Genomic DNA, 20,542 nt, shown 5'->3' on the forward strand with positions numbered 1-20,542 from the left:
CAGATTCGCGGCATGCGCGTGCTCGCGGTCGTCCCGGCCTACTTCGCCGAACGCTCGGTGGGTGCGCTCGCGCGCGAGCTCCGAGCGCTCTGGCCGGACACCGGCGAGGCACCGCCGGTGATCGTGGTGGACGACGGCTCCGCGGACGACACCAGCGGAGCGGCCCGCGCGGCCGGCGCGTACGTGGTGCGACACCCGCACAACCGAGGCAAGGGCGCGGCGCTCCTGACCGGCTTCGAGCGCGCCCGCGCCTTCGAGGCCGACGCCGTCGTCAGCGTGGACGCCGACGGCCAGCACCCGGCAGAGGAGGCGGTTCGGCTCGCGCTCCACCCCGCGCCGCGGGAAAGCTTGATCCTGGGTGTGCGTGACCTGGTCGGCGCCGGCGCGCCGCGGGCCAACCAGCGCTCCAACGCCATCTCGAACTTCTTCCTCTCGCGCTTCACGGGGCGCGAGCTCCGGGACACGCAGTGCGGCCTCCGGCGCTATCCGCTCGAGAAGACCCTCGCGCTCGCGCCACGCTCGGAGGGCTACGCCTTCGAAGCCGAGGTCTTGCTGCGTGCCGCCCGGGCGAATTGGGACATCGTCCAGATCCCGGTGCGGGTGCTCTACCCGCCGGACCGGCGCACGCACTTCCACGTCGTGCGTGACCCAGCGCGGATCGTGTTCCGCGTGGTGAGCACGCTGCTCTCGGAGCGTGGGGGCGCGTGAGCTGGCGGCGGCGCCTCGCGATAGTCGCCGTGGCAGCGCTCGGCGCGCTGGCTGCCGCTCACTTCGGCATCCGACAGCGCGCCCGGCTCGAGCCTCCGACGGTCGAGGTGAACGACGAGCCCGTGACGGAGCCCGCACCCGGCGTCCGCGCGCTCGGGCGCTCGACGTCGTCGAGCTACGGCAAGCTGCGGGTGGTCCACCTCTCGGGGACGCCGGAGCAGATCGGCTTCGCCCAGGCGCGCCTGCTCCGGCCGGAGATGGTCGCAAACGAAGGCATCTTGCTCGAGGAATTCCGGCGCGCCGTTCGCCCCGCGCCGTTGCGCTGGCTGCTGCTCGATCTGGCTCAGCTCCGCTACCGCGATCTGGATCGAGGGCTCGATGCAGCGCGGCGTCGCGAGCTAGCCGCGAGCGCGCTGGGCTTCGCGCCGGATCCCTACGCGGACCTCTTCCCGACCTACCAGCGCTTCGTCTACCTGAACGCCCTCTACGACATCGCGCTGTCGTTCGAACGCTCGCCCCTGATCGGCTGCACCAGCTTCACCTTCGCCAGAGAAGCAGCGGAGGGCGGACACAGCTTGCTCGCCCGCGCTTTCGACTTCGACGTACACGACGTGTTCGACGAGCAGAAGGCCGTGTTCTTCGTCCGGGAGACCGGCACGATCCCCTTCGCGTCGGTGGCCTGGCCCGGCCTGCCCGGAGTGGTCAGCGGCATGAACCGCGAGGGCCTCGCCCTGGTCGTGCACGGCGGCCGCGCGGGCGAGCCGCGCGCCGAAGGCGAGCCCGTCGTGCACGCGCTGCGCCGCGTGCTCTCGAGCGCGCGCACGGTGGAAGAAGCGGTGAGGGCCTTTGCGGAGCGCGAGCCGATGGTCAGCCACATCGTGATCGCGGCGGACGCGAACGGCGCTACCAGCGTGATCGAGCGCGTGCCGGGCTCGCCGCCCCACGCACGCGCGCTGCCCGCGAAAGCCGCGGTCTCGAACCACTTCGACGGTCCGGCAGCGGCCGATCCGAAGAACCAGCACGTGCGCGCGGCGACGACGACGCTGGAGCGCGAGGCGCGCGGCAAGGAGCTGGCCGCCTCCCTCGACCACCCGGCGACGGTCGAAGACGCGGTTCGGCTCCTGCGCGACAAGCGCGCACCCGGCGGAGCGGCGCTCCCGGCCGGTGATCGCCGCGCCATCGACGCCCACATCGCCACCCACGGCGTGGTCTTCGACTCGGGCCGGCGCCGGCTCTGGGTGAGCGAGGCACCCCACCTCTCCGGGCGCTTCGTGGCCTTCGATCTGGCGGACGAATTCGCAGATCCGCCGCGGACGCCCAGCGGCGAGCGGCCGAGCGTGCCTGCCGAGCCTTAGACCGTCGCGAAGGCCGCGTCGGGGATGTCCAGGGCGCTGTTGTCGCCGGCGGCGAGCATCTTGGCCGAGCCGACCACGCCCGGCAGCACCTGGTGAGCGAAGAAGATCGCCGCGTGCTTCTTGCCTTCGTAGAAGGCGAAGTCCGGGTCCGACTCCGCGACCTTCTTCTGGTTTTCCAGCGCAACGGCCGCGGCGTCGAGCAAGAGCCAGCCCACGGTGAGCTCGCTCATCATGGTCAAGAAGCGGTTCGCGACCAGCGGCACGCGCTCGACCTCTCCGCCCTGGAACCAGCCGAGCAGCTGCATCACGGAGCCCGCCACCGCCTCGTGCGCCAGCGCCAGGTTCGCCACGCTCGGGCCGAGCACCGGGTGCTCGCGGTGCTGCTCGACGAACGCCGAGACGTCACCCAGGAAGCGCTGGGTGTTCATGCCGCCGGCTTGACCCAGCTTGCGCGCCACCAGGTCGAGCGCTTGAATGCCGTTGGTGCCCTCGTAGATGCTGAAGATCTTCGCGTCGCGACAGTGCTGCTCGACCGGGTAGTCCTCGGTGTAGCCGACGCCGCCGTGGACCTGGATGGCCATCTCCGCCACGCGGAACGCCGTATCCGAAGAGTACGACTTGATCAGGGGCGTGAGCAGCTCGACCTGTCCCTGGTGGTAAAGCGCCTGCTCGTCGTCCTTGCCGGCCAAGGCTGCAGCGCGATCCAGGTGCATCGCTCCCTTGACGATCAGCGCGCGGACGCCTTCGACGTGCGCCTTCATCCAGAGCAGCATGCGCCGCACGTTGGCGTGCTCGATGATCGCCACGCGTGGCGCGTCGGGGTCCTTCCACTGGGCCGCGCTCGAGCCCTGCTTGCGTTCCTTGGCGTACTCCAGCGTGGAGAGGTACGCGGCCGAGGCGATGCCCAGGCCTTGCAGGCCCACGCCGATGCGCGCGTAGTTCATCATCTTGAACATCTGCTTGATGCCCTGCTGCTCCGTCGTGCCGCAGAGCTCGCCGACGCACTGCCCGTCGTCCCCGAACTGCAGGAGGGCCGTCGAGGAGCCCTTGATGCCCATCTTGTGCTCGATGGACAGGCACTTGACGTCGTTCGGCTCACCCGTGACGCGCCGCTTGGGTACGATGAACAGGGAGAGCCCCTTGGTCCCCTTGGGGGCGCCTTCGGTGCGCGCCAGCACCATGTGCACGATGTTCTCGGTCAGGTCCTGATCGCCACCGCTGATGAAGAGCTTGGTGCCGGTGATGCTGTAGGTGCCATCGGCGTTTCTCTTCGCGAAGCTGGTCGCGGCGCCGACGTCCGAGCCCGCCTGCGGCTCGGTGATGCACATCGTCCCCGCCCACTCGCCGCCGAACATCTTCCCGCAGTAGCGCTCGCGCTGCTCGGGGGTTCCGAAGGCCTCGATCAGATCCGCAGCGCCGATGGTGAGCCCCGGGTACATGTCGAAGGCGGTGTTCGAGCCGCTGGTCAGCTCCGTGGTGAGCGCCGCGAGCACGCGCGGCGCGCCTTGCCCGCCGAACTCCGCCGGGACCACCAGGCTCTTGAAGCCGCTCTCGTAGGTCTTCTGCCACGCTTCCTTGAAGCCCTTCGGTGTCAACACCTGACCGTCCTCGATGCGGCAGCCTTCTTGATCCCCGACGGCGTTGAGCGGGCCCGTCACCTCCGTCGCAAAGCGGTAGACCTCCGAGAGCGTGAGGCGAACCTCCTCCTCGCCCCAGTCCTGGTACGGTTCGCGGCCGAGCAGCTCGCCGAGCTTGAACTGCTCGAACAGCACGAAGTGGAGCTCGCGGAGGTCAGCCTTGTAACGGTTCTGGGGAAGGGACATGGGTCATTGCTCCTCCCCCCTCGAACGAAACCGGGTAACGGGCTTTGGCCGCAGCGCGTGGCGCACCGCGTCGATCTGGACTTTGACGCAAAGTGTCGAGAGCGGCAAGGGGGCCTAGTAGCTCCCCGAGAAATCCGCGTCGATACCCGCGTATCCCAGGCGAAGCTCGAACATCTCGGTGCCCAGGAGCTCGCGGTAGCCGGCCCCGAACAGCCAGCCGTGGCGCCGCTGCGTGTAGGAGCTGAAGCTGTCCCGGTCGGCGAGGACCAGCGCGAGCCCTACCGAGAGCTCGTCGCCGAACAGAGCATGGGCCGACCCGCTCTGGCGGTCGTCGGAGCCGACGACCCAAGCGTTGTGCCCCCACGCGCTCACGTTCAGCCACTCGAAGAGATCCCAGCCCAGCCAGAGCTCGACGGGGAACACCAACCCGAACGGAACGACGGTCGTGATGCCGTCGATGCCGGGGCCGCTGCTGACACCGAAGGCGAAGCGCCGGCCGATGGGCATGCCGACACCGCCCATGAACTGCAAGCCGTAGACGAAACCCTGGCTCGCTCCGAGCGCGACGTTCATGCCGCCGAACAAGCCCACGGGGTTGGCCTCGCCGAGCACACGCATGTCGAACGCCAGGGCCATCGCCAGCTGGGTGCCGTCGAGCGGCGCCGCGTCGTGGACGTAGCTCGTCTTCAGCGAGAGCGCGAAGTCGGTGAGCGCCCGAAGCTCGAGCGAGCGCGAGGGCACGTGGTCCGGCGGGTTGGCGAGCCGGGCGGGCCCCAGCTCGTCCAGCCAGGGGAAAGGCAACGTCGCCGGCTCGATGGACTCCTTGCCTTCGGTCTGGAAGCGGATCTCCACCCAGACCACCGCCGCTCGGCTCTCCAGCTCGCGCACTCGAGCCTCTGCCGACACGATGCGGCTCGAGCTGCCCTCGAGCACGCGCTCCACCGTGAGCTTCTCGTTCACGTCGCGGGCGACACCCGCGAGCTTCTCGCGGCGCTGGCGCGCCGCCCGCGCAGCTTGGACCTCGGCCATCGCGTCCGCCAGGAGCGCGCTCGTGTCGGTCGTGGTGACCTTCTCGCTCCGGAGCTCGGCCATGCGACTGAGCTCCGCGACGAAGTCTCGATAGCGTGCGCTGGGGACCTCCACGGAGGCATCCAGGTCGCCCGCCCGCATCAGGCGCCCGCCCAGCGGCCGGACCATGGCGTCGATGCCGCGGCCGGCTTCGATGCCGCTCTCCACGCCGACCACGATGACGCTCGAGCGCGACAGCGTCGGCTGGCGCGGGGCCTCTTCGGCGACGGCCGGTTGCGCGGTACCCAAGAGGACCGCCAGGCAGAGCGCGAAGCCGATCTTGAACGCAGCGGCCAACGGGCGGGAGTCTTCCAGAGCCCCTACGCGGGCGCAATCAGCGTACCGTCCGCTGGCATTGCTGGGGCGCCACATCCGCCGTAGCACCGGGGCATGAAGCGCCTTCGAGATCGCGTCGCCGTGGTGACCGGCGCCGCGAGTGGGATCGGGCGGGCCACCGCGGTCCGGCTCGCGGAGAAGGGGGCACACCTCGCCCTGGTGGACATCGACGACCGCCGGCTCGCCGAGACCCGCGCCGATGTCGAGCGCTTGGGCAGGCGGGCCACCACGCACGACTGCGACGTGGCGGACCGAGCGCGGATGGAGAGCCTGGTGGCGGACGTCGAGAAGGCGCACGGCGCCGTGCACGTCTTGGTCAACAACGCCGGGGTCGCCGTGTCCGGGACCTTCGAGGACCAGTCGCTCGAGGACTTTCACTGGCTCATCGGCATCAATCTCTGGGGCGTGGTGCACGGCTGCAAGCTGTTCCTCCCGCTCCTGCGCCGCGCCGACGAGGCCCACATCGTCAACGTCTCCAGCGTGTTCGGCCTGATCGGCATGCCGCTCAACTCGGCCTACTGCGCCAGCAAGTTCGCCGTCTACGGCTTGAGCGAGAGCTTGCGAGCAGAGCTCAGCGACACCAACATCGGCGTCACCTGTGTGCAGCCCGGCGGCATCGCCACCAACATCGTCCAGGCGGCGCGCTTCGTCGGCGGAGCGGAGGCGGAGACGCTGCGGGCCCGCGCCGTGCGCTCGTTTCGCCGCATGCTACCGCCCGAAAAGGCCGCCGAGGCCATCGTGCGAGGCATCGAGAAGAACTCGCACCGCGTGCTGATCACTCGCGAGGCCATCCTGCTCGACGCGGCCAAGCGCGCTTTTCCGTCCTGGTCCTCGGATCTGGTGGCCCGGCGCTGGCGCAAGATGTTGCCGGGGATCCTCGAACGGGTCAGTCGTTGACTTTCGGCTCCACGCCGCTCGCCCCGCCCAGCCTTGGCAACTGGTCGCCGACGGGCAGCCAGTCCGCACGGTCGTCCCAGTAGCAGTGGGCCTGCACCGGAACGCCGACATCGCCCTCGACGTTGGCGCGGGCGACGTGGACCTCGTTGGGCCAGCGCTCTGCCTCGAAGAACAGGGTGCTGCCGCAGCGACCGCAGAAGCTGCGGCGCCCGGCCGCGGAGGAGGCGTAGCGGACCAAGCGCTCTTCGCCGCTCACGAAGCGGAGCTGCTCCTGCGGCACGCCGACCCAGGTGACCAGCGGCGCGCCGTGGGCCCGCCGGCACATGGAGCAGTGGCAGTGGGCGCAGAAGCGAACCGGGAGCGTGAGCTCGAAGCGGACGTCGCCACACAGACACCCGCCGCTGACCTTCTCTTGGCTCACTTGCAGTCCTTGTACTCGGGCAGGATCTCGCTCGCGCCGCACTGGCCGTTGCCGGGGCAGCTGCCGCTCGCGCCGCAGATCACGCGCTTGCTGCTGCCGGTGCAGGAAGCCTGGCAGGTGAAGCTCTGGTACGACTTGTTCGAGCCCTGGATGAAGAGCTCGCCGCAGCAGACCGTGCCACCCGCACAGTCCTCGGGTCCATCGCAGAAGACGTCCACGCCGTAGCCGCAGCTGGCTCCCGGGGACATGCACTGATCGGGCTGATTGTAGAAGTTGCAGCAGTAGGTCTGCGGCACGTTGCAGGTGAGCGCGCCGCACGCCACCGTCGTCCCGCTGCTCGAGCCTCCACCACCGCTCGGCGCTCCACCACCGCTCGGCGCTCCACCACCGCTCGGCGCTCCACCACCGCTCGGCGCTCCACCACCGCTCGGCGCTCCACCCGAGCCGGCCTGTCCGCCACCGCTGCCAGCGTTCCCGCCGCCGCCGGCACTCCCGCCGCCAGCGCCACCACTCCCGGCAGCCCCACCCGACGCGCCGGTACCGGCACCGGCCGCTCCACCGGTCGCTGCGCCGGCGTCGTCGGAGTCTTCGCCACAGGCGAAGAGCGAGAGAGAAACCAAGACCAACGCGAGGCGCTTCATGGGCCTAGGCTAGCGCCGAAGCCTGCTCAGAAGCCACCGGCGACGGCGAGCCCGTAGCCGCTTCGGCCCATGGGAGCTGGCGCCGCCACTAGCGGCGGCGGCTCGCGACGCGGCTTGGCGGGCCCGCCCGACGTCGCGCCAATCAGCATGAGCACCGCGCCGGTGGCCTGGAGCACGCCGTCGAGCACGAGCATGCCGCGGACCAGCGGCTCCGCGACGCACTTGCCCACGTCGCTGTCGAACTCCTGCTTCTGCTGGCTCTCGGCGCAGGGATCACGTCGTGCGGAGAGCGAGAGCCACGGCCCCGCCACTGGCGCGACCAGCCAACCGCTGCCGTTCTCGAAGCCTTCGGAGGCGCCGATGCCGACGCCCGTGGCATAGGGCAACCCAAGCACGAGACCTCCCACCACCAGCAGCGTCGAAGAAGGGGCGGAGGCGGCACCATCGTCGCCGACGACGTCGTGCATCGGGCCTGCGGGCGCGAAGCTCGGCGCGAAGGCCGGCGGCGAGGAAGCAACGCTGCTGGACCCGAACCCCGGGCTCGTCCCGAGCTGGGGCGCGGGGGCCCCGAAGGTCGGCTCGCGGAGCCCGAGCTGGCTCGGGGTCTCCCGCTCCGATGCAGCGCGCTCGGGCGCCGCCGCGCTCGGCGCAGGAACCGCCCGCTTCGGCAGATCCGGAAACGCGGCCGAGGACTGGGCGAGGGCGGGAGACGCGCAGGCGAGTACGAGCGCGGCAGAGACGGCTCTGGGCAACATGGCCCGATCCAGCAGCACGTTCCGTGCCGCTCGCGGCGCACCGCAAGCCATGGAAATCAATGACCCCAAGGGTTGTGCCAGGACGGCGTGTGCCAAATGATCGGACCGCGCGTGCCTCAGCGCACCAGACCGAACCAGGCACCGCCGCAGGCGAGCGCGAACGCGAGCGGGGCCACCGCGAGCCCGAAGACTGCGGTCACCGGCGCCGCGAGGGACACGAGCAGCACGGCGGCGACGATGGCCACCCCGGCGCCCATGGCCGGCTCCAGCACGCTGTGGGCGGAGCTCGCCCGCGCTACCAGGTAGCCGGCGAGCGGGAAACCGAACAGCGTCGCGGCGCCGAGCAGCACCAGCGGACCGCTGGAGCGAACGTCGGCCTCGTCGGCGAGCGCGAAGTCGATGCCGATCACGTGCCCGACGTACACGGCGCCGCCCAGCGCCACGAGCACGACTCCCAACGTGACCAGCGCGCCGATGGCGATCCAGTGCAGCATCAGCGGGCGATCGGGCCGCACCAGCGCACGCCGCATGGATCCGAGGGACGGCGGCTCGGGGATGCTCGAGAGCAGTAGCGAGCTCTTCGAGTCGGGGGTTGGCGCGACGTCGCGCAGCGCGAGCCAGCCGAAGAGCGTCATCATCAGGAACATCGGGATCGCGAGCACCAGCACCCCTGGGCCGCGACCGAAGACGATGTGATCGTAGAGCCCGTGGAGCGCCACCGCGGCGAACCACGCGAGCACGAACCAGCGCCCGCGCGTGGCGCGTTGGGTTCCGAGCGCGTAGCCCCAGAGCCCGGCCAGGAACGGGTGCGCGGTCATCCCGACCAGGAGGCGCACGGCCAGGAGCATCGACGGCTGCTCGACCAGACCGATGCTGGTGATCTCGCCGGCAGCGAAGCCGGCTCCGGCGCAGGCCGCGTAGGTCAAGCCCAAGCGCGGCGAGCGCAGGGCCCGCATGCCGAACAGCGGCCAAATCACCAGGACCTTCAGCCCCTCCTCGAGGGGTGCGGCCAGGAGGAACGTCGCGAGCAAAGCTCCGGGCGTGCCGACCTTCGCCGCGTCGAACGACAGCTCGGCGAACCCCAGCACGGCGCGCTCCAGCCAGCCGGCGACGAGCCCCGCGACGACGGCCGCGGCGACGACGCTCACCGTCAGCCGGCGCGGCACGTGACTCAGGCGGTTGACGCGCCGCCAGATGCCGAAGGCGAGCGCCAGAGGCACGGCGCCGCACAAGACGATGAGCAGGATCCGCGGCACGCCCGCGCCGCCTCGCCTAGAAGTGGAGCCCTGCGACGCCGGTCAGCGAGACGCCCGCGCCGATGCTGGAGCCGTCGGCCTTGTAGACCTCTTGTTGATCGGGCGTTCCCCCCTGCAAGCGCGAGGGGTCGACCCCGGGCCGGGTGAGCACGAGCATCTCGCCGGTCAAGTTGGCGCCGATCGAGACCGTGTCCGACAAGTAGATGTCCAGGCCGAACCCGCCGCGGATGTTGTAGCCCTTGATGTCCACGTCGTCGGAGCGCAGGCTGCCGCCCAGGTTGCCGCTGTCGAAGGAGCCCATCGACGCATAGCCCCCGCCGAAGGTGAAGTAGGGCTCGATGGCTCCGAGCGGGATGTGGATGCCCAGCTCGGCGTTCAGCGTCCAGATGTCCCACTCGGTGAACTGCCCCAGCCGAAAGCGCGCGCCGAGCGTGATGAACACCAGCCGCACGCCCAGGCCCGCGCCGTACAGCAGACCGGTCTGGCTGGTCTTGACCGTGCCTGCATCCACGAGGTTGTTCGCCTTGAAGGTTTGTAGGCCGAGGTGCTCGCCGCCCACCTCCGCGTTCAGCCAGAAGAACTCCAGCCCTCGGCCCGAGTCCTCCTTGTCCGCCTTGGCCAGCTCTTGCTCCGTCCCGGCGTACGCAGCGTTGGGGTCCCCGGGGTTCGAGCTCGGCGGCGCGAGGCCCCCAGCGTTCATGCCGTTGTTCGGCGGCTGGCTCGGTGGTGGCGCACCCCAGCTCTGCTGCGGGGGCTGCGTCGGCTGACCCCAGGCCTGCGCGGACGCCACCGCGGGGACGGTGAGAACGGCGAGGGTGGCGACCCGAGCGAGCGCTTTCATCGCACGAGAGCCTACCTGCATCGGGTCATTCGCGCCAGCGGACGACGCGCGCCGGCAGCGACCGCTCGCCGATCTCGGCGCAGAGCGTCTCGAGCGCCGCTCGTTCCGCGCCCAGCCACGCGAGGTCGTCCAGGCGCTCGTCGAGCGGGGCATCGCGACGCAGCGTGGCCAGCTGCTTGTACAGACGCGCATCGCTCGCGTGCGCCTGGAGCTCGCGCGCCAGCGCGTCCGCTCCTCGCACCTTCACGTCCCACCGGGAGCAGTCCAACGGAATGGCCTCGAGGCTTCCATACCGCGCGAGGAGCGCGGCAGCCGAACGCGCGCCCCAGCGCGGAACGCCCGGAATGCCGTCCGCAGCGTCGCCCACCAGCGCGAGGTAGTCGGCGATTGCGCTCGGAGGCACGCCGAAGCGCTCGCGCACGCCGTCCTCGTCGAGCAGGCGACGCCTCGCCCGGTCGAAGCACACGACGCGCGTCCCCGCAACACACTGCGCCAGATCCTTGTCCGGCGAGCAGAGCACGACCTGCTCGACGCGCGCGTCGGCGCCGTACAGCACCGCACCGGTCGCGAGCGCGTCGTCGGCCTCGAGCTCCGTCATCGGCCACACCACGATGCCCAGCGCAGCGGCTGCGCGCTCCACCAGCGGGAACTGTGCCAAGAGCTCGGGCTCGATCCCGTCGCCGGTCTTGTATCCCGCGAAGAGGTCGTTGCGGAACGACTCGATCACGTGGTCGAAGGCGCAGGCGACGTGGGTGACGCGTTCGTCGCGCAGGAAGGCGTGGATGCTGGACAGGAACCCGCGTGTGGCGCCGACCTCGCGGCCGCCGGCATCACGCGCGCTCGGCGTGCCGAACCAGGCCCGGAACAGCTCGTAAGTGCCGTCGATGAGGTGAACCTTCACAGCCGGCCCATCTTACGTACGGAAACCCCGATCAGGCGATCAGCCTTGCGCCCTCGGCGGGGGCGGAGGAACATCGCGGCCACTTCGAAGACGAGGCCATCACCATGACCAACGTCCGCCGTACCGCACTGAATCTCGGCTTGCTGGGCGCGCTGCTCGTGACGAGCTGCACTCTGCTCACCGACGTCGATCGCGACAAGATTGAAGAAGGGACCGGCGGTTCGTCGGGCAGCGGCGGCAGCGGCGGCAGCTCCGGGGGTGCGGGCGGCACGGGTGGGAGCAGCGGCGGAACCGGCGGAACCGGCGGCAGCTCCGGCAGCGGCGGCAGCTCCGGCAGCGGCGGCAGCTCCGGCAGCGGCGGCAGCTCCGGCAGCGGCGGCAGCTCCGGCAGCGGCGGCGTGGCCGGCAGCGATGGCGGTGGAACCGGAGGCGTCGCGGGGAGTGACGGCGGGACCGATGCCTCTACCGGCGGAACCGGCGGCTCTACCGGCGGAACCGGCGGCTCTACCGGCGGAACCGGCGGCTCTACCGGCGGAACCGGCGGCTCTACCGGCGGAACCGGCGGAAGCGACGCCGGGGCAGACGCTCCAGACGACGTCAGCCAGGATGGGTCGGGCGGCGCGGACGCGGGCAGCGACGCGCCCGAGGACGTGAGCAGCGACGGCGCCGCCGACGGCAGCGACGACGCCGGCGACGGCGACTGAGCTTCACGCTCGCCCTGGGCTCGCCGGGCTGTGATAGAACCCTGCCCATGGCTGGCTTGCGTCGTTATTTCCTCCTTGCCGGCGCCGCGACGGCGCTGATTGGCTGTGCGCTCATCACGGACGTGGATCGCAGCAAGATCGACGCGTCCGGTGGCGCGGCGGGCGCGGCGGGCAGCGGCGGCTCCACCGGCGGCAGCGGCGGCTCCACCGGCGGCAGCGGCGGCTCCACCGGCGGCAGCGGCGGCTCCACCGGTGGGACTGCGGGCAGCGACGGCGGCGGCGGCACCGCGGGTAGCGACGGCGGCGGCGGCACCGCGGGCAGCGACGGCGGCGGCGGCACCGCGGGCAGCGACGGTGGCGGCGGTACCGGCGGCTCCACCGGCGGGACGGGTGGAACCGGTGGCTCCACGGGTGGAACCGGTGGCTCCACGGGCGGAACCGGTGGCTCCACGGGCGGAACCGGGGGCTCCACGGGTGGAACCGGTGGCTCCACGGGCGGAACCGGTGGCTCCACGGGCGGCGCGGCAGGCACCGACGGCGGCTCTAGCGACGCCAGCAGCGATTGAGCGCGGGGCGAGAGCTCACTTCTCGCGCAGCTTGAGCTTCACCTTGAGCTTCACTTCGGGGTCGACGCACACGCCCAGGTAGCACGGCACCTCCACGTCATGGTCGCGAATGTCCACGGTGGCGAGCGCCTGCACGTGATAGTCGCTGCCCGTCCGCAGCGCCTTGTACTGGAACTTGAGCGGCTTGGTCACGCCGTGCAGCGTGAAGCTTCCGGTCGCGCTGGCCCGCACGGTCTTGTCGTTCTCCGGAAACTTGAGCTTGCTGCGGTCGATCTCCAAGGTCGCCGAGGGATACTTGCCGACCTCCAGGTACTTCTTGAGGTGCTTGTCGCGGAGCCCGATGCCCGTCTTGAGGTTCGTGACCGGCACCTCGAGGGTGACCTTGCCGTTCTTCTCCTTGGCTTTCAGCTCGGAGGCTTCGCCGTTGATCTTCATGCCCGCGGGACCAACGGCCAGGAAGCGTACCTCGACGTCGCCCGCATCCTCGAGCGCCGCCGAAGCGGCGAGGGAGACGCTGATGGCGGCGAGTCCAGACAGCGCGCTTCGAACCAGTCTCTGCATGGGTGCTCCAGTGTGGGATGGACGGGCGGGGAGTGTCCCCAATTCAAGCAGTAGTGTAACTCAGTCGGCAGCCCGCCGTTACCTGGTTGGTACGGACGGGTTCGCCGTCATTTCCCCCGGGCCGCCACCCGGACGTACCGCAGCACTCGACGCGGTGCGCCGGTCAGGGGCAGCTCATAGCTTTCGTCCCGGTCGATCTGCCAGCCGGCGAGGGCTGGGGCCTCGCTGCGGGCGACCAGTAGCCAGACGGCGCTGCGGGCGACGCGCGCGCCCTCGGAGAGCCACTCGGCGGGCTCGAGCGTAGCCCGGGAGATGGCCACGTCGAAGCTCGAGCCAGCGAGGGCCTCGGAGCGATCGCGACGCACGCTGACCCGCCCTAGGCCCAGCGCGCCGACCACCGTGCGGAGAAACGCCACTCGCTTGGCCTTGGGCTCGACCAGCGTGAAGACCGCGTGTGTGAACAGCGCGAGGGGAACTCCGGGCGCTCCCGCGCCGCTGCCGACGTCCACCCAGGTCTCGTCCGCCGGCGGGTGCAGGCGTGCCACCACGGCAGCGTCGGCGACGAACAGATCCACCAGCTCGTCTGGATCGCGCGCCGCCGTGAGGTCGACCTTGTCGTTCCACTCCACGACTCGGTCCAGGAGCTCGGCGAGCGCCGGCAGCGCGCTGGGGTCGCATTGATAGCCCACAGTCCCGAGGCAGCGCTCGAGGCGCGGATGCCAGCCCGCTCCGAGTCGCCCGAGCGCCATCGCGCCCAACGTGTACCGCACCCTGGACATTTGCTACACCCTCGAAACGCATGCCCACCCTCCCCCCAGCGGCCGCCCGCGATCCGGCGCCGTCTCTCGACGCTCTCGAACGCCTGGTGCGGACGTTGACGGGGCGCGAGGAGCCGCTCTGCCTGGAAGCCATGGAGGGCGGCGCGTCCACTCGCCGCTTCTTCCGCGTCGACCTGGGCAGAGGAGGCTCCGCTGTCGCGATGTACGTCCCAGACGCGAGGCGCTCGGACGAGGTCGCCAAGGCCGACGACGCCGAACGGCGCTGGCCGTTCCTGGAGGTGCGGGAGCTCTTGGCCAGTCGAGACGTCCGCGTCCCCGCCGTGCTGGGTGAGGCCTGCGAGGCCGGCTTCGTGCTCGTCGAGGATCTGGGGGACGACACCCTCGCGCGCTACCTCGAGAAGCACCCGGAGTCGCGCGAGCGCCTGTACCAGACCGCCGTCGCCGATCTGGCGCGTGCCCAGCGGCGCCTGCACCCGCTGCCGCCCGGCTCGGTCATTGCCTCGCGGGCGTTCGACGAAGACCTGCTCCGCTGGGAGGTCGACCACTTCCGCGAATGGGCGCTCGAGGCCCGGGGGATCGCGCTTTCCGCCGAGGACCAGGCCACCTTCGCGGAGGCTGCCGACGCCCTCGCCAAGACCATCGCGGGCTGGCCCAAGGGCTTCGTCCACCGCGACTACCAGAGCCGGAACCTGATGGTTCACGAACGGCCAGGTGCGGAGCCGGAGCTGGTCTGGATCGACTTTCAGGACGCCCTGCTCGGGCCCCGTGTCTACGATCTGGTCGCGCTCTTGAACGACAGCTACCAGAGCTTCGACCGCGCCTTCGTCGAGGCGCGCCTCGACGAATACGCCGTGCACCACGAGCTCGACCAGGCCGGTCGCGCGGCCGTCGGCCGGGAGTTCGACACCGTCACCGTGCAGCGCAAGCTGAAGGACGCGGGGCGCTTCGTCTTCATCGATCGCGTGCGCCAGAACCCCAGCTTCCTCGCCTTCGTCGAGCCCACGATCGAGAAGGTGTTCGGCGCGCTGGAACGCCTGGCAGGAGATCCCACGCTCGACCGTCTGCACGCCTTGCTCCGACGCGTGCTCTGAACCTCAGCGAAGGCCTGGCGGCGGTGGCGAGTCGGGCCAGACCCCGACCCACTCGTCCGTGAGGTCGGTGTCGCAGAATAGTATCCAGCTGCGGCGGCCGACGCCGGCGGAGCGAGCCACCTCGCGGGCCAACGCGAGCGCCTCGGGCTCGGGCGCGAGCGCCAGGTCCACGTAGGCGTAGCGCAACCCGAGCCCGTTACCGACGACGGCGCCGAGCCGGCGCGGGGACAGCGCGAGGGTGAGCTCGTCCTCGAGCTTGGCCCGGTCGGCGACGCGCCGCTCGAACGACGCTCCCTTGGCGTCGATCTTCAGGTAGGCGATGCGCGCCCCGCCGCGCACGAAACGCTTCGAAGCGAACGAAGACCCCTCCAAGAAACACTTCAGCATCTCCGGCAGGGCGCTGCTCGCCAGCGCCACGTCGTCCTGCGCGGCATACTCGGCCGCGGCCTCGGGCTCGGCCTCGAACAGCACCCAGCCCTCGCGCGGGGTGCCGAACCGCGTGACGTCGGGGAGCTCCTGAGCGAGGTTCTCGACCGCGAGCGCCACCGTCTGCGGCAGCTCCGAGAGGGGAAAGTTCGCCGCAGCGTCGCGCTGCACCACTCGCAACGGTCCGCCCCGCGGCAGCGGTTCCGCGTCGATGCGCCCCACCCAGTCGTCGAGCACGCGCTCGCCGAGCAGCACCTCGGCAGCACGCTCCGCCGCCAGGCCCGCTCTGTCGTCGTTGTTGCCGCCGAACCCCGCGCCGTAGAGCACGAGCTCGAGCAGGTGACCGCGGGCGAACCCGGCGCGCGCCCGGGCGTCGGCGAGCTCGAACCCGAGCTCGCGCCGGACCGTCTCGAGCATCTCCGCGAAGCTCCGGGCGGGCCGGTGAGTCGTGAAGCGGACGCCGTCCAGGCTGCCCGCTCGCTCCACGACCAGACTGGCGAGCGGTCTGAGGCGGCGCTCCTCGTGCGGCGTGATCACCACCAGACGCCCCGACCCGTGGTCGTCCAGGACCTCCGCGTCGAGGGCCGGGTGGATGCGCCCGAGCAGGGTTCGGACTCGCTCCGCGTCCGCTCGGGTGCTCGCCGACCGCAGCTCGTCGAGGACGGAGTCCAGGTGCGAGAGGAACGCCTCGCGTTCGCGAGCATCGCCGCCGTTCTCACACGGATGGAGGAAGCGCATCGCGACCGTGCCATGTCCGCGCCCGCGTGGCGCGTCAAGCCTCGGGGCTCAGAGCTTAACCGCGTACACGAAGCTGTTCTTGGGAGAGCGCTGTACCCGCTCGGCCAAGATCGCCTGAGGGATCTTCCCGCCGTCCACGTGCTTCTTGGCGAGCGACTCGGCGCCCTTCTTGTCGTTTCGCGCTTTTATCTGCGCCACTTGCCGCATCATCTTCTCGGCGGCGGCGTGGAACTTCTCGAATTTCAGCCGGAAGGCGCCGGTGTCCTTGCCGTTCGCGGCGAGCGCGGTGGCGTCCCACTCCACGGCCCCCTCCTCCATCAGAATGCCGAGCTGGATGGCCGCGAGCTGGCTGTAGGGCTTGCGCGTCCCGTCCTCGCTCCACATGCCTTGCGCGATGTGGCCGAACGCCCAGACCACGCTGTCCAGGTACGACTGCCGGCGCAGCTTCTCGCTGATCACGCCCTGCTTGGTCACCAGATCCAAGAAGTAGAGCGCGCCGCTCTGGGCCTTGAGCTCCTCGAGCATGGAGGCCAGTCCGCCACCGAACGCCTGCGTGTCGGTCTTGCCCTGGAACCTGTACTCGTGGGACGGCCCCAGGTTGTGCGTCGCCTCGTGCAAGATCGTCGCGAGCAGGCCCGGCGTGGCGTCGTCACGCAGGAGCAGCGCAGCCTCGTTGACGAGCAGCGACTGGGCCATCTCGCGCCGGATCCTCAGCGAGTCGGGGTCGGTGTAGAGGTTGCTCATCGCCACGGTTCGACCGCGGCTCTCGTTGGCGACCTTGCCCCAGTTGGGCAACGACTGACCGATGGTGGCGCCGAAGGCCTGACGGCTGTCACCCGCGTTGAGCACGATGTCGATGAAGTCGGGGAGCTTGAAGCTGACCTTTCGCTCGCGGTAGGGCCAGGTGATGAGCTTGGCGAGCGAGGCTTCCATCTCCTGCTGGTGCGGCGTGAGCTTCTCCTGCCAGCCGAGCGAGGCCTTGTTGATCAGCGCGAAGCTGACGTGGAAGCCCGCCTTCTGGCTGCAGGGCTCCCAATACGTCTCGTCGGGCCCGATGCGCAGGTAGAACTTCGAGCCCTGGCTGCCCATCTTCGACCAGGCCTCGTCCGCCGCCTCCCAGTCGTTGTCGCGGAAGGCCTTCGCCGCCGCGCGCAGGTAGTCCGCGAACGCCCGCTCGTCGGCGCCCAGGGCCGCCGCGGCGGCGTCCAGGTGCCCGGCGACCATCTGCATGCCCTGCGCGTAGGCGTCCGAGTACTTCACGGGCACGATGTGCCCGTCCTGCTCGCGCACGACCACGAACGGAGCGAGGAGCTCCTTCGCGTCCTTGCGCTTCTCGAGCGCCTCGCAGAACTTCGGATCGTCTTGCAGGCTCGCCGGGTAGACGTCCACCTTGCGCTTGGGTGCTCCCGGGATGGCGCTGCACGCCGGGTTCTTCTCGGTCTTCGGCGCTTCGCACTTCGGGCCCCAGTTGCGCCGGAACAGGCTCTGGCTGGGCGCGTGATCCGAGGGGACCTTGGCGCGAAGCGCCGCCATGCCGGTCTGCGTCGCGAACAGCCGCTCCACCTCCAGCGCCGCCGCGACGATGGACCGCGCCGCGGCGCGGTCGCCGGCCGACAGCTTCGACAGGTCGGTGTCGATCAGCGTGGGGCGCCCTTGGTCGAGCTCCTCCACGACGAGCGCGCGGCGCGCGGCTTCGGCCGGTTCGAGCTCGACAGTCGGCGGGTGCAGCATGGCGAGCATGCCCGAGTAGGCGAGCTCGAGCTCGGGCGTGAGCTTGCCGTCGCGCACCCACGCGGGTGAGGTCGGGTAGAAGAGCAGGCCCCGGAGCTCGCTCGGATCGACGGCCTTGTTGCCGTTCGAGTCTGCGACCCAGTACACCGGGAGGTTCATGCGAACCGCGAGCTGGTTGAACGTGTCGCGCTCGAACGCGTCGTAGGTCCTGGGTGCCGGCGGGGCCGCGGCGAGCGGGGCGGGAGCCGGCAGGGGCGCGGGAGGCGGCCGGGGGGTGTCGCGGGGCGCACAGGCAGCGGCCAAGACGAGCGGCAGGACCGAAACGGTGAACGCGCGCATAGCGCGCCGCGTATACGATGATTCCGCCCGGCCAGATAGCCGGCGCACGGAGTGCGACCTGGGTGCGGGCTGGCTGTCCCTTGACGCAAATGCTTCGCAGCATTTTGCTGGTCGCGAGCCGTTTGCACGGCTGCCGACGCGGGAATTTCGCTGTCCCCGCGCGGCACGGGGGGTCGCGCACGAGATGTGCTTCTGGCGCCCCTGTCGTAGCCCGGGAGTGAGTGCCGATGAATCCGTCTTCCCCTCGTGTAATCCGCAACATCGCTCTGCTCGGCCAGGCCAGCAGCGGCAAAACCACGTTGGTCGAACGCCTGCTCTTCGAAGCCAAGGCCATCAAGGCGATGGGCGCCGTGTCCCGAGGCGACACCGTGAGCGACTTCGACCCCCTGGAGAAGTCTATGGGGCACTCGCTGAACGTGAGTCTCGCCAACCTCGACTGGGCCGACCACTTCGTGAAGCTCCTGGACACTCCGGGCACGCCGGACTTCCTGGGTCGCGCGTTCGAGGCGCTCGAGGCGGTGGAGACCGCCGCGGTGGTCGTCAATGCGGAGACGGGCGTCAGCGCGGTGACGCGCCGAGCCATGCGCGCCGCCGAGGGGCTGTGCCGCATGCTGATCGTCAACAAGATCGACGCCGCCCCGGGTGCGCTCGGTGAGCTGATGACGGAGCTGACCGACACCTTCGGTAAGGTCTGTCTCCCGCTCAACCTGCCGTCACCCGACGGGCAGCGCGTCGTCGATTGCTTCTTCTCACCGGAGCTCGACGCGAAGACGGCGTTCTCGAACGTCGCGGCCGCCCACGAGGCCATCGTGGACCAGGTGGTCGCGCTCGACGACGCGCTGATGGAGGCGTACCTGGGCCAGGGCGAGTCCCTGAAGCCGGAGCAGCTCCACGACGCTTTCGAAGCTGCGCTCAGGCAGGGCGCGCTCATTCCGGTCTGCTTCGTCTCGGCGCAGAGCGGCGCCGGGGCAACCGAGCTGCTCAACGTGCTCGCTCGGCTCATGCCCGACCCGACTGAGGGGAATCCGCCCAAGTTCTTCAAGGGCGAAGGCGCGGACGTCCAACCCGTGGAGATCGTCCCGGATCCGGCGAAGCACGTGGTCGCCCACGTCTTCGAGGTCATCAACGACCCGTTCCGGGGCAAGCTCTCGATCTTCCGCGTCTACCAGGGCACGATCACCGCCAACAGTCAGCTCTACATCGGCAGCATCCGCAAGCCGTTCAAGGTGGGACACCTCCTGCGCCTCCAGGGCAAGGAGCAGGTGGACCTCGAGCAGGCGATCCCCGGCGACATCTGCGCGGTGGCCCGCGTCGACGCCATCTTCCGCGACGCCGTCCTCCACGACTGCCACGACGAGGACAACTACCACCTGACACCGCCGCCGTTCCCGGAGCCGGTGTTCGGCTTGGCCTTGCTTCCGGAGCGTCACGGCGACGAGCAGAAGCTGTCGGACTCGCTGCACCGCCTGCTGGACGAAGATCCGTCGCTCAAGGTCGAGCACAACCCGGAGTCGAACGAGACCATCATCCGCGGGCTCGGCGAGCTGCACCTGCGCACGGTCGTCGAGCAGCTCAGGTCGCGCTACAACGTCCAGGTCACCACGCGACTGCCCACGGTGCCGTACCGGGAGACCATCGTCGGGCGCGCCGAGGCCCGCTACCGGCACAAGAAGCAGACCGGTGGCGCCGGGCAGTTCGGCGAGGTCGCCATCCGCATCGAGCCCCTGGAGCGCGGGGCCGGCTTCGAGTTCGTGGACGAGATCAAGGGCGGCGTCATCCCCGGCCAGTTCATCCCGGCAGTCGAGAAGGGCGTGCGTCAGGCCATGGCCGAAGGTGCGGTCGCCGGCTTCCCGATCTCGGACGTGCGCGTGACGCTGTTCGACGGAAAGACCCACGCCGTGGACTCGAAAGAGGTCGCGTTCATCACCGCGGGCCGCTACGCCATGCTGGAGGCAGTGGCGCAGGCGAAGCCGGTCGTGCTTGAGCCGCTGCTCGAGGTGCAGGTGCGCGCCCGCGCCGAGCTGGTCGGTGACGTGAGCGCCGACTTCTCGCACCGCCGCGGCCGCATCACCGGGAACCAGTCGCTCCCGCACGGCCACGTGGAGCTGAGCGGGGTCGCGCCGATGGCAGAGATGGCGGACTTCGAGGGTAGCCTCAAGTCCATGACCGGCGGCGACGGCAGCTACTCGGTCGCGCTCAGCCACTACGAGCAGGTGCCGGAGCCCGTCCAGCAACGTCTGATGAGCGAGTACCAGAAGCGCCGAGCCGAGGGCCACTGAGCTTCGGTCGGCGTCACGGAGGAGAAACGAAGATGCACGTCGAAACACACGAGCTGGAGTCCGATTTCCCCGATTACGTCGAGCTCATCGCCGAGCTTCGCCACCGCGACGCGAAGTTCCAGGCGTTGTTCGACAGCTACTCCCGGACGAACTTCGAGGTCGTGAAGGCCGAGGAAGCGGACGTGCCGATGTCCGACTTCAGCTTCGAGGAGCTCAAGAAGCGGCGCGTGTACTTGAAGGACGAGATCTACGGGCTCCTGCGCGCGCACGCCGGCAAGCTCTGAAATTGCGGGCTAGTGGTCCGAACCGGATCGTGTAGTCTCCCC

20 protein-coding genes are annotated in these 20,542 nt (G+C 70.2%); 8 read left to right on the forward strand and 12 right to left on the reverse strand.

Translation table 11 applies throughout. The annotated features are described in order from the left end of the window. Positions 1-12: 12 nt before the first annotated feature. Positions 13-708: a glycosyltransferase family 2 protein gene (locus tag HS104_17220; protein MBE7481707.1), complete on the forward strand. Its 696-nt coding sequence runs from the start codon at positions 13-15 to the stop codon at positions 706-708. Next, positions 705-2,063: a hypothetical protein gene (locus HS104_17225; GenBank protein ID MBE7481708.1), complete on the forward strand. Its 1,359-nt coding sequence runs from the start codon at positions 705-707 to the stop codon at positions 2,061-2,063. Before HS104_17220 ends, HS104_17225 begins: the two co-directional genes overlap by 4 nt. Here HS104_17225 and HS104_17230 read toward each other — a convergent pair. Both HS104_17230 and HS104_17235 read right to left on the reverse strand, forming a co-directional pair. Next, on the reverse strand, positions 2,060-3,886 hold the full coding sequence (locus HS104_17230) for an acyl-CoA dehydrogenase (GenBank protein ID MBE7481709.1): 1,827 nt from the start codon (positions 3,884-3,886) through the stop codon (positions 2,060-2,062). The two genes, HS104_17225 and HS104_17230, sit on opposite strands and share 4 nt — an antisense overlap. 114 nt (positions 3,887-4,000) lie before the next feature. Next, a complete protein-coding gene (locus HS104_17235; GenBank protein MBE7481710.1) occupies positions 4,001-5,251 on the reverse strand; it encodes a DUF4349 domain-containing protein in 1,251 nt (416 codons plus the stop codon). 93 nt (positions 5,252-5,344) lie between these two features. Here HS104_17235 and HS104_17240 point away from each other — a divergent pair, with 93 nt between their 5' ends. Further along, entirely contained in the window at positions 5,345-6,187 is an 843-nt protein-coding gene (locus tag HS104_17240; GenBank protein ID MBE7481711.1) for an SDR family NAD(P)-dependent oxidoreductase, read from the forward strand. On the opposite strand, the gene HS104_17245 is transcribed toward HS104_17240, so the two are convergent. The 6 genes from HS104_17245 to HS104_17270 all read right to left on the reverse strand — a co-directional run bounded on the left by HS104_17245 (position 6,177) and on the right by HS104_17270 (position 11,002). Further along, complete coding sequence (locus tag HS104_17245; GenBank protein MBE7481712.1) at positions 6,177-6,608, reverse strand: GFA family protein; 432 nt, start codon at positions 6,606-6,608, stop codon at positions 6,177-6,179. The two genes, HS104_17240 and HS104_17245, sit on opposite strands and share 11 nt — an antisense overlap. Next, positions 6,605-7,249, reverse strand: a complete 645-nt coding sequence (locus HS104_17250) for a hypothetical protein (GenBank protein ID MBE7481713.1) — start codon at positions 7,247-7,249, stop codon at positions 6,605-6,607. Before HS104_17250 ends, HS104_17245 begins: the two co-directional genes overlap by 4 nt. Positions 7,250-7,275: 26 nt before the next feature. Beyond that, complete coding sequence (locus HS104_17255) at positions 7,276-8,004, reverse strand: hypothetical protein (GenBank protein MBE7481714.1); 729 nt, start codon at positions 8,002-8,004, stop codon at positions 7,276-7,278. A 116-nt stretch (positions 8,005-8,120) separates the two neighbouring features. Continuing rightward, positions 8,121-9,260, reverse strand: a complete 1,140-nt coding sequence (locus HS104_17260) for a PrsW family intramembrane metalloprotease (GenBank protein ID MBE7481715.1) — start codon at positions 9,258-9,260, stop codon at positions 8,121-8,123. A 16-nt stretch (positions 9,261-9,276) separates the two neighbouring features. After that, a complete protein-coding gene (locus HS104_17265) occupies positions 9,277-10,101 on the reverse strand; it encodes a hypothetical protein (GenBank protein MBE7481716.1) in 825 nt (274 codons plus the stop codon). Positions 10,102-10,126: 25 nt separating this feature from the next. After that, entirely contained in the window at positions 10,127-11,002 is an 876-nt protein-coding gene (locus HS104_17270; GenBank protein MBE7481717.1) for a flap endonuclease, read from the reverse strand. 104 nt (positions 11,003-11,106) lie between these two features. On the opposite strand from HS104_17270, the gene HS104_17275 reads away from it, so the two are divergent. Together HS104_17275 and HS104_17280 are read left to right on the forward strand one after the other, a co-directional pair. Next, complete coding sequence (locus HS104_17275) at positions 11,107-11,706, forward strand: hypothetical protein (GenBank protein ID MBE7481718.1); 600 nt, start codon at positions 11,107-11,109, stop codon at positions 11,704-11,706. Positions 11,707-11,753: 47 nt separating this feature from the next. Further along, positions 11,754-12,272, forward strand: coding sequence for a hypothetical protein (locus HS104_17280; protein ID MBE7481719.1), 519 nt, complete (start codon positions 11,754-11,756; stop codon positions 12,270-12,272). 15 nt (positions 12,273-12,287) lie between these two features. On the opposite strand, the gene HS104_17285 is transcribed toward HS104_17280, so the two are convergent. Continuing rightward, the gene (locus tag HS104_17285) at positions 12,288-12,833 is read right to left on the reverse strand and encodes a YceI family protein (GenBank protein ID MBE7481720.1); all 546 of its coding nucleotides are present in this window, start codon (positions 12,831-12,833) and stop codon (positions 12,288-12,290) included. Positions 12,834-12,940: 107 nt separating this feature from the next. Further along, complete coding sequence (locus HS104_17290; protein MBE7481721.1) at positions 12,941-13,582, reverse strand: class I SAM-dependent methyltransferase; 642 nt, start codon at positions 13,580-13,582, stop codon at positions 12,941-12,943. Between the two features lie 50 nt (positions 13,583-13,632). On the opposite strand from HS104_17290, the gene HS104_17295 reads away from it, so the two are divergent. After that, positions 13,633-14,703, forward strand: coding sequence for a phosphotransferase (locus HS104_17295; GenBank protein MBE7481722.1), 1,071 nt, complete (start codon positions 13,633-13,635; stop codon positions 14,701-14,703). A 3-nt stretch (positions 14,704-14,706) separates the two neighbouring features. On the opposite strand, the gene HS104_17300 is transcribed toward HS104_17295, so the two are convergent. Together HS104_17300 and HS104_17305 are read right to left on the reverse strand one after the other, a co-directional pair. Continuing rightward, positions 14,707-15,867, reverse strand: a complete 1,161-nt coding sequence (locus HS104_17300; protein MBE7481723.1) for a hypothetical protein — start codon at positions 15,865-15,867, stop codon at positions 14,707-14,709. Positions 15,868-15,915: 48 nt separating this feature from the next. Then, a complete protein-coding gene (locus HS104_17305; GenBank protein ID MBE7481724.1) occupies positions 15,916-17,937 on the reverse strand; it encodes a hypothetical protein in 2,022 nt (673 codons plus the stop codon). Between the two features lie 227 nt (positions 17,938-18,164). Between HS104_17305 and HS104_17310 the strand changes: the two genes are divergently transcribed. Both HS104_17310 and HS104_17315 read left to right on the forward strand, forming a co-directional pair. Continuing rightward, positions 18,165-20,216, forward strand: a complete 2,052-nt coding sequence (locus HS104_17310) for an elongation factor G (protein MBE7481725.1) — start codon at positions 18,165-18,167, stop codon at positions 20,214-20,216. Between the two features lie 32 nt (positions 20,217-20,248). After that, positions 20,249-20,500, forward strand: a complete 252-nt coding sequence (locus HS104_17315) for a DUF465 domain-containing protein (protein ID MBE7481726.1) — start codon at positions 20,249-20,251, stop codon at positions 20,498-20,500. Positions 20,501-20,542: the final 42 nt, after the last annotated feature.

This window comes from Polyangiaceae bacterium (assembly GCA_015075635.1).
GTDB lineage: Bacteria > Myxococcota_A > Polyangia > Polyangiales > Polyangiaceae > JADJKB01.

Bases quoted from the DNA above. Each gene is read 5' to 3' on its own strand.
- HS104_17220 (MBE7481707.1), top strand. From the start codon at position 13: ATGCGCGTGCTCGCGGTCGTCCCGGCCTACTTCGCCGAACGCTCGGTG.
- HS104_17230 (MBE7481709.1), bottom strand. From the start codon at position 3,886: ATGTCCCTTCCCCAGAACCGTTACAAGGCTGACCTCCGCGAGCTCCAC.
- HS104_17240 (MBE7481711.1), top strand. From the start codon at position 5,345: ATGAAGCGCCTTCGAGATCGCGTCGCCGTGGTGACCGGCGCCGCGAGT.
- HS104_17250 (MBE7481713.1), bottom strand. From the start codon at position 7,249: ATGAAGCGCCTCGCGTTGGTCTTGGTTTCTCTCTCGCTCTTCGCCTGT.
- HS104_17255 (MBE7481714.1), bottom strand. From the start codon at position 8,004: ATGTTGCCCAGAGCCGTCTCTGCCGCGCTCGTACTCGCCTGCGCGTCT.
- HS104_17265 (MBE7481716.1), bottom strand. From the start codon at position 10,101: ATGAAAGCGCTCGCTCGGGTCGCCACCCTCGCCGTTCTCACCGTCCCC.
- HS104_17275 (MBE7481718.1), top strand. From the start codon at position 11,107: ATGACCAACGTCCGCCGTACCGCACTGAATCTCGGCTTGCTGGGCGCG.
- HS104_17280 (MBE7481719.1), top strand. From the start codon at position 11,754: ATGGCTGGCTTGCGTCGTTATTTCCTCCTTGCCGGCGCCGCGACGGCG.
- HS104_17285 (MBE7481720.1), bottom strand. From the start codon at position 12,833: ATGCAGAGACTGGTTCGAAGCGCGCTGTCTGGACTCGCCGCCATCAGC.
- HS104_17290 (MBE7481721.1), bottom strand. From the start codon at position 13,582: ATGGCGCTCGGGCGACTCGGAGCGGGCTGGCATCCGCGCCTCGAGCGC.
- HS104_17295 (MBE7481722.1), top strand. From the start codon at position 13,633: ATGCCCACCCTCCCCCCAGCGGCCGCCCGCGATCCGGCGCCGTCTCTC.
- HS104_17300 (MBE7481723.1), bottom strand. From the start codon at position 15,867: ATGCGCTTCCTCCATCCGTGTGAGAACGGCGGCGATGCTCGCGAACGC.
- HS104_17305 (MBE7481724.1), bottom strand. From the start codon at position 17,937: ATGCGCGCGTTCACCGTTTCGGTCCTGCCGCTCGTCTTGGCCGCTGCC.
- HS104_17310 (MBE7481725.1), top strand. From the start codon at position 18,165: ATGAATCCGTCTTCCCCTCGTGTAATCCGCAACATCGCTCTGCTCGGC.
- HS104_17315 (MBE7481726.1), top strand. From the start codon at position 20,249: ATGCACGTCGAAACACACGAGCTGGAGTCCGATTTCCCCGATTACGTC.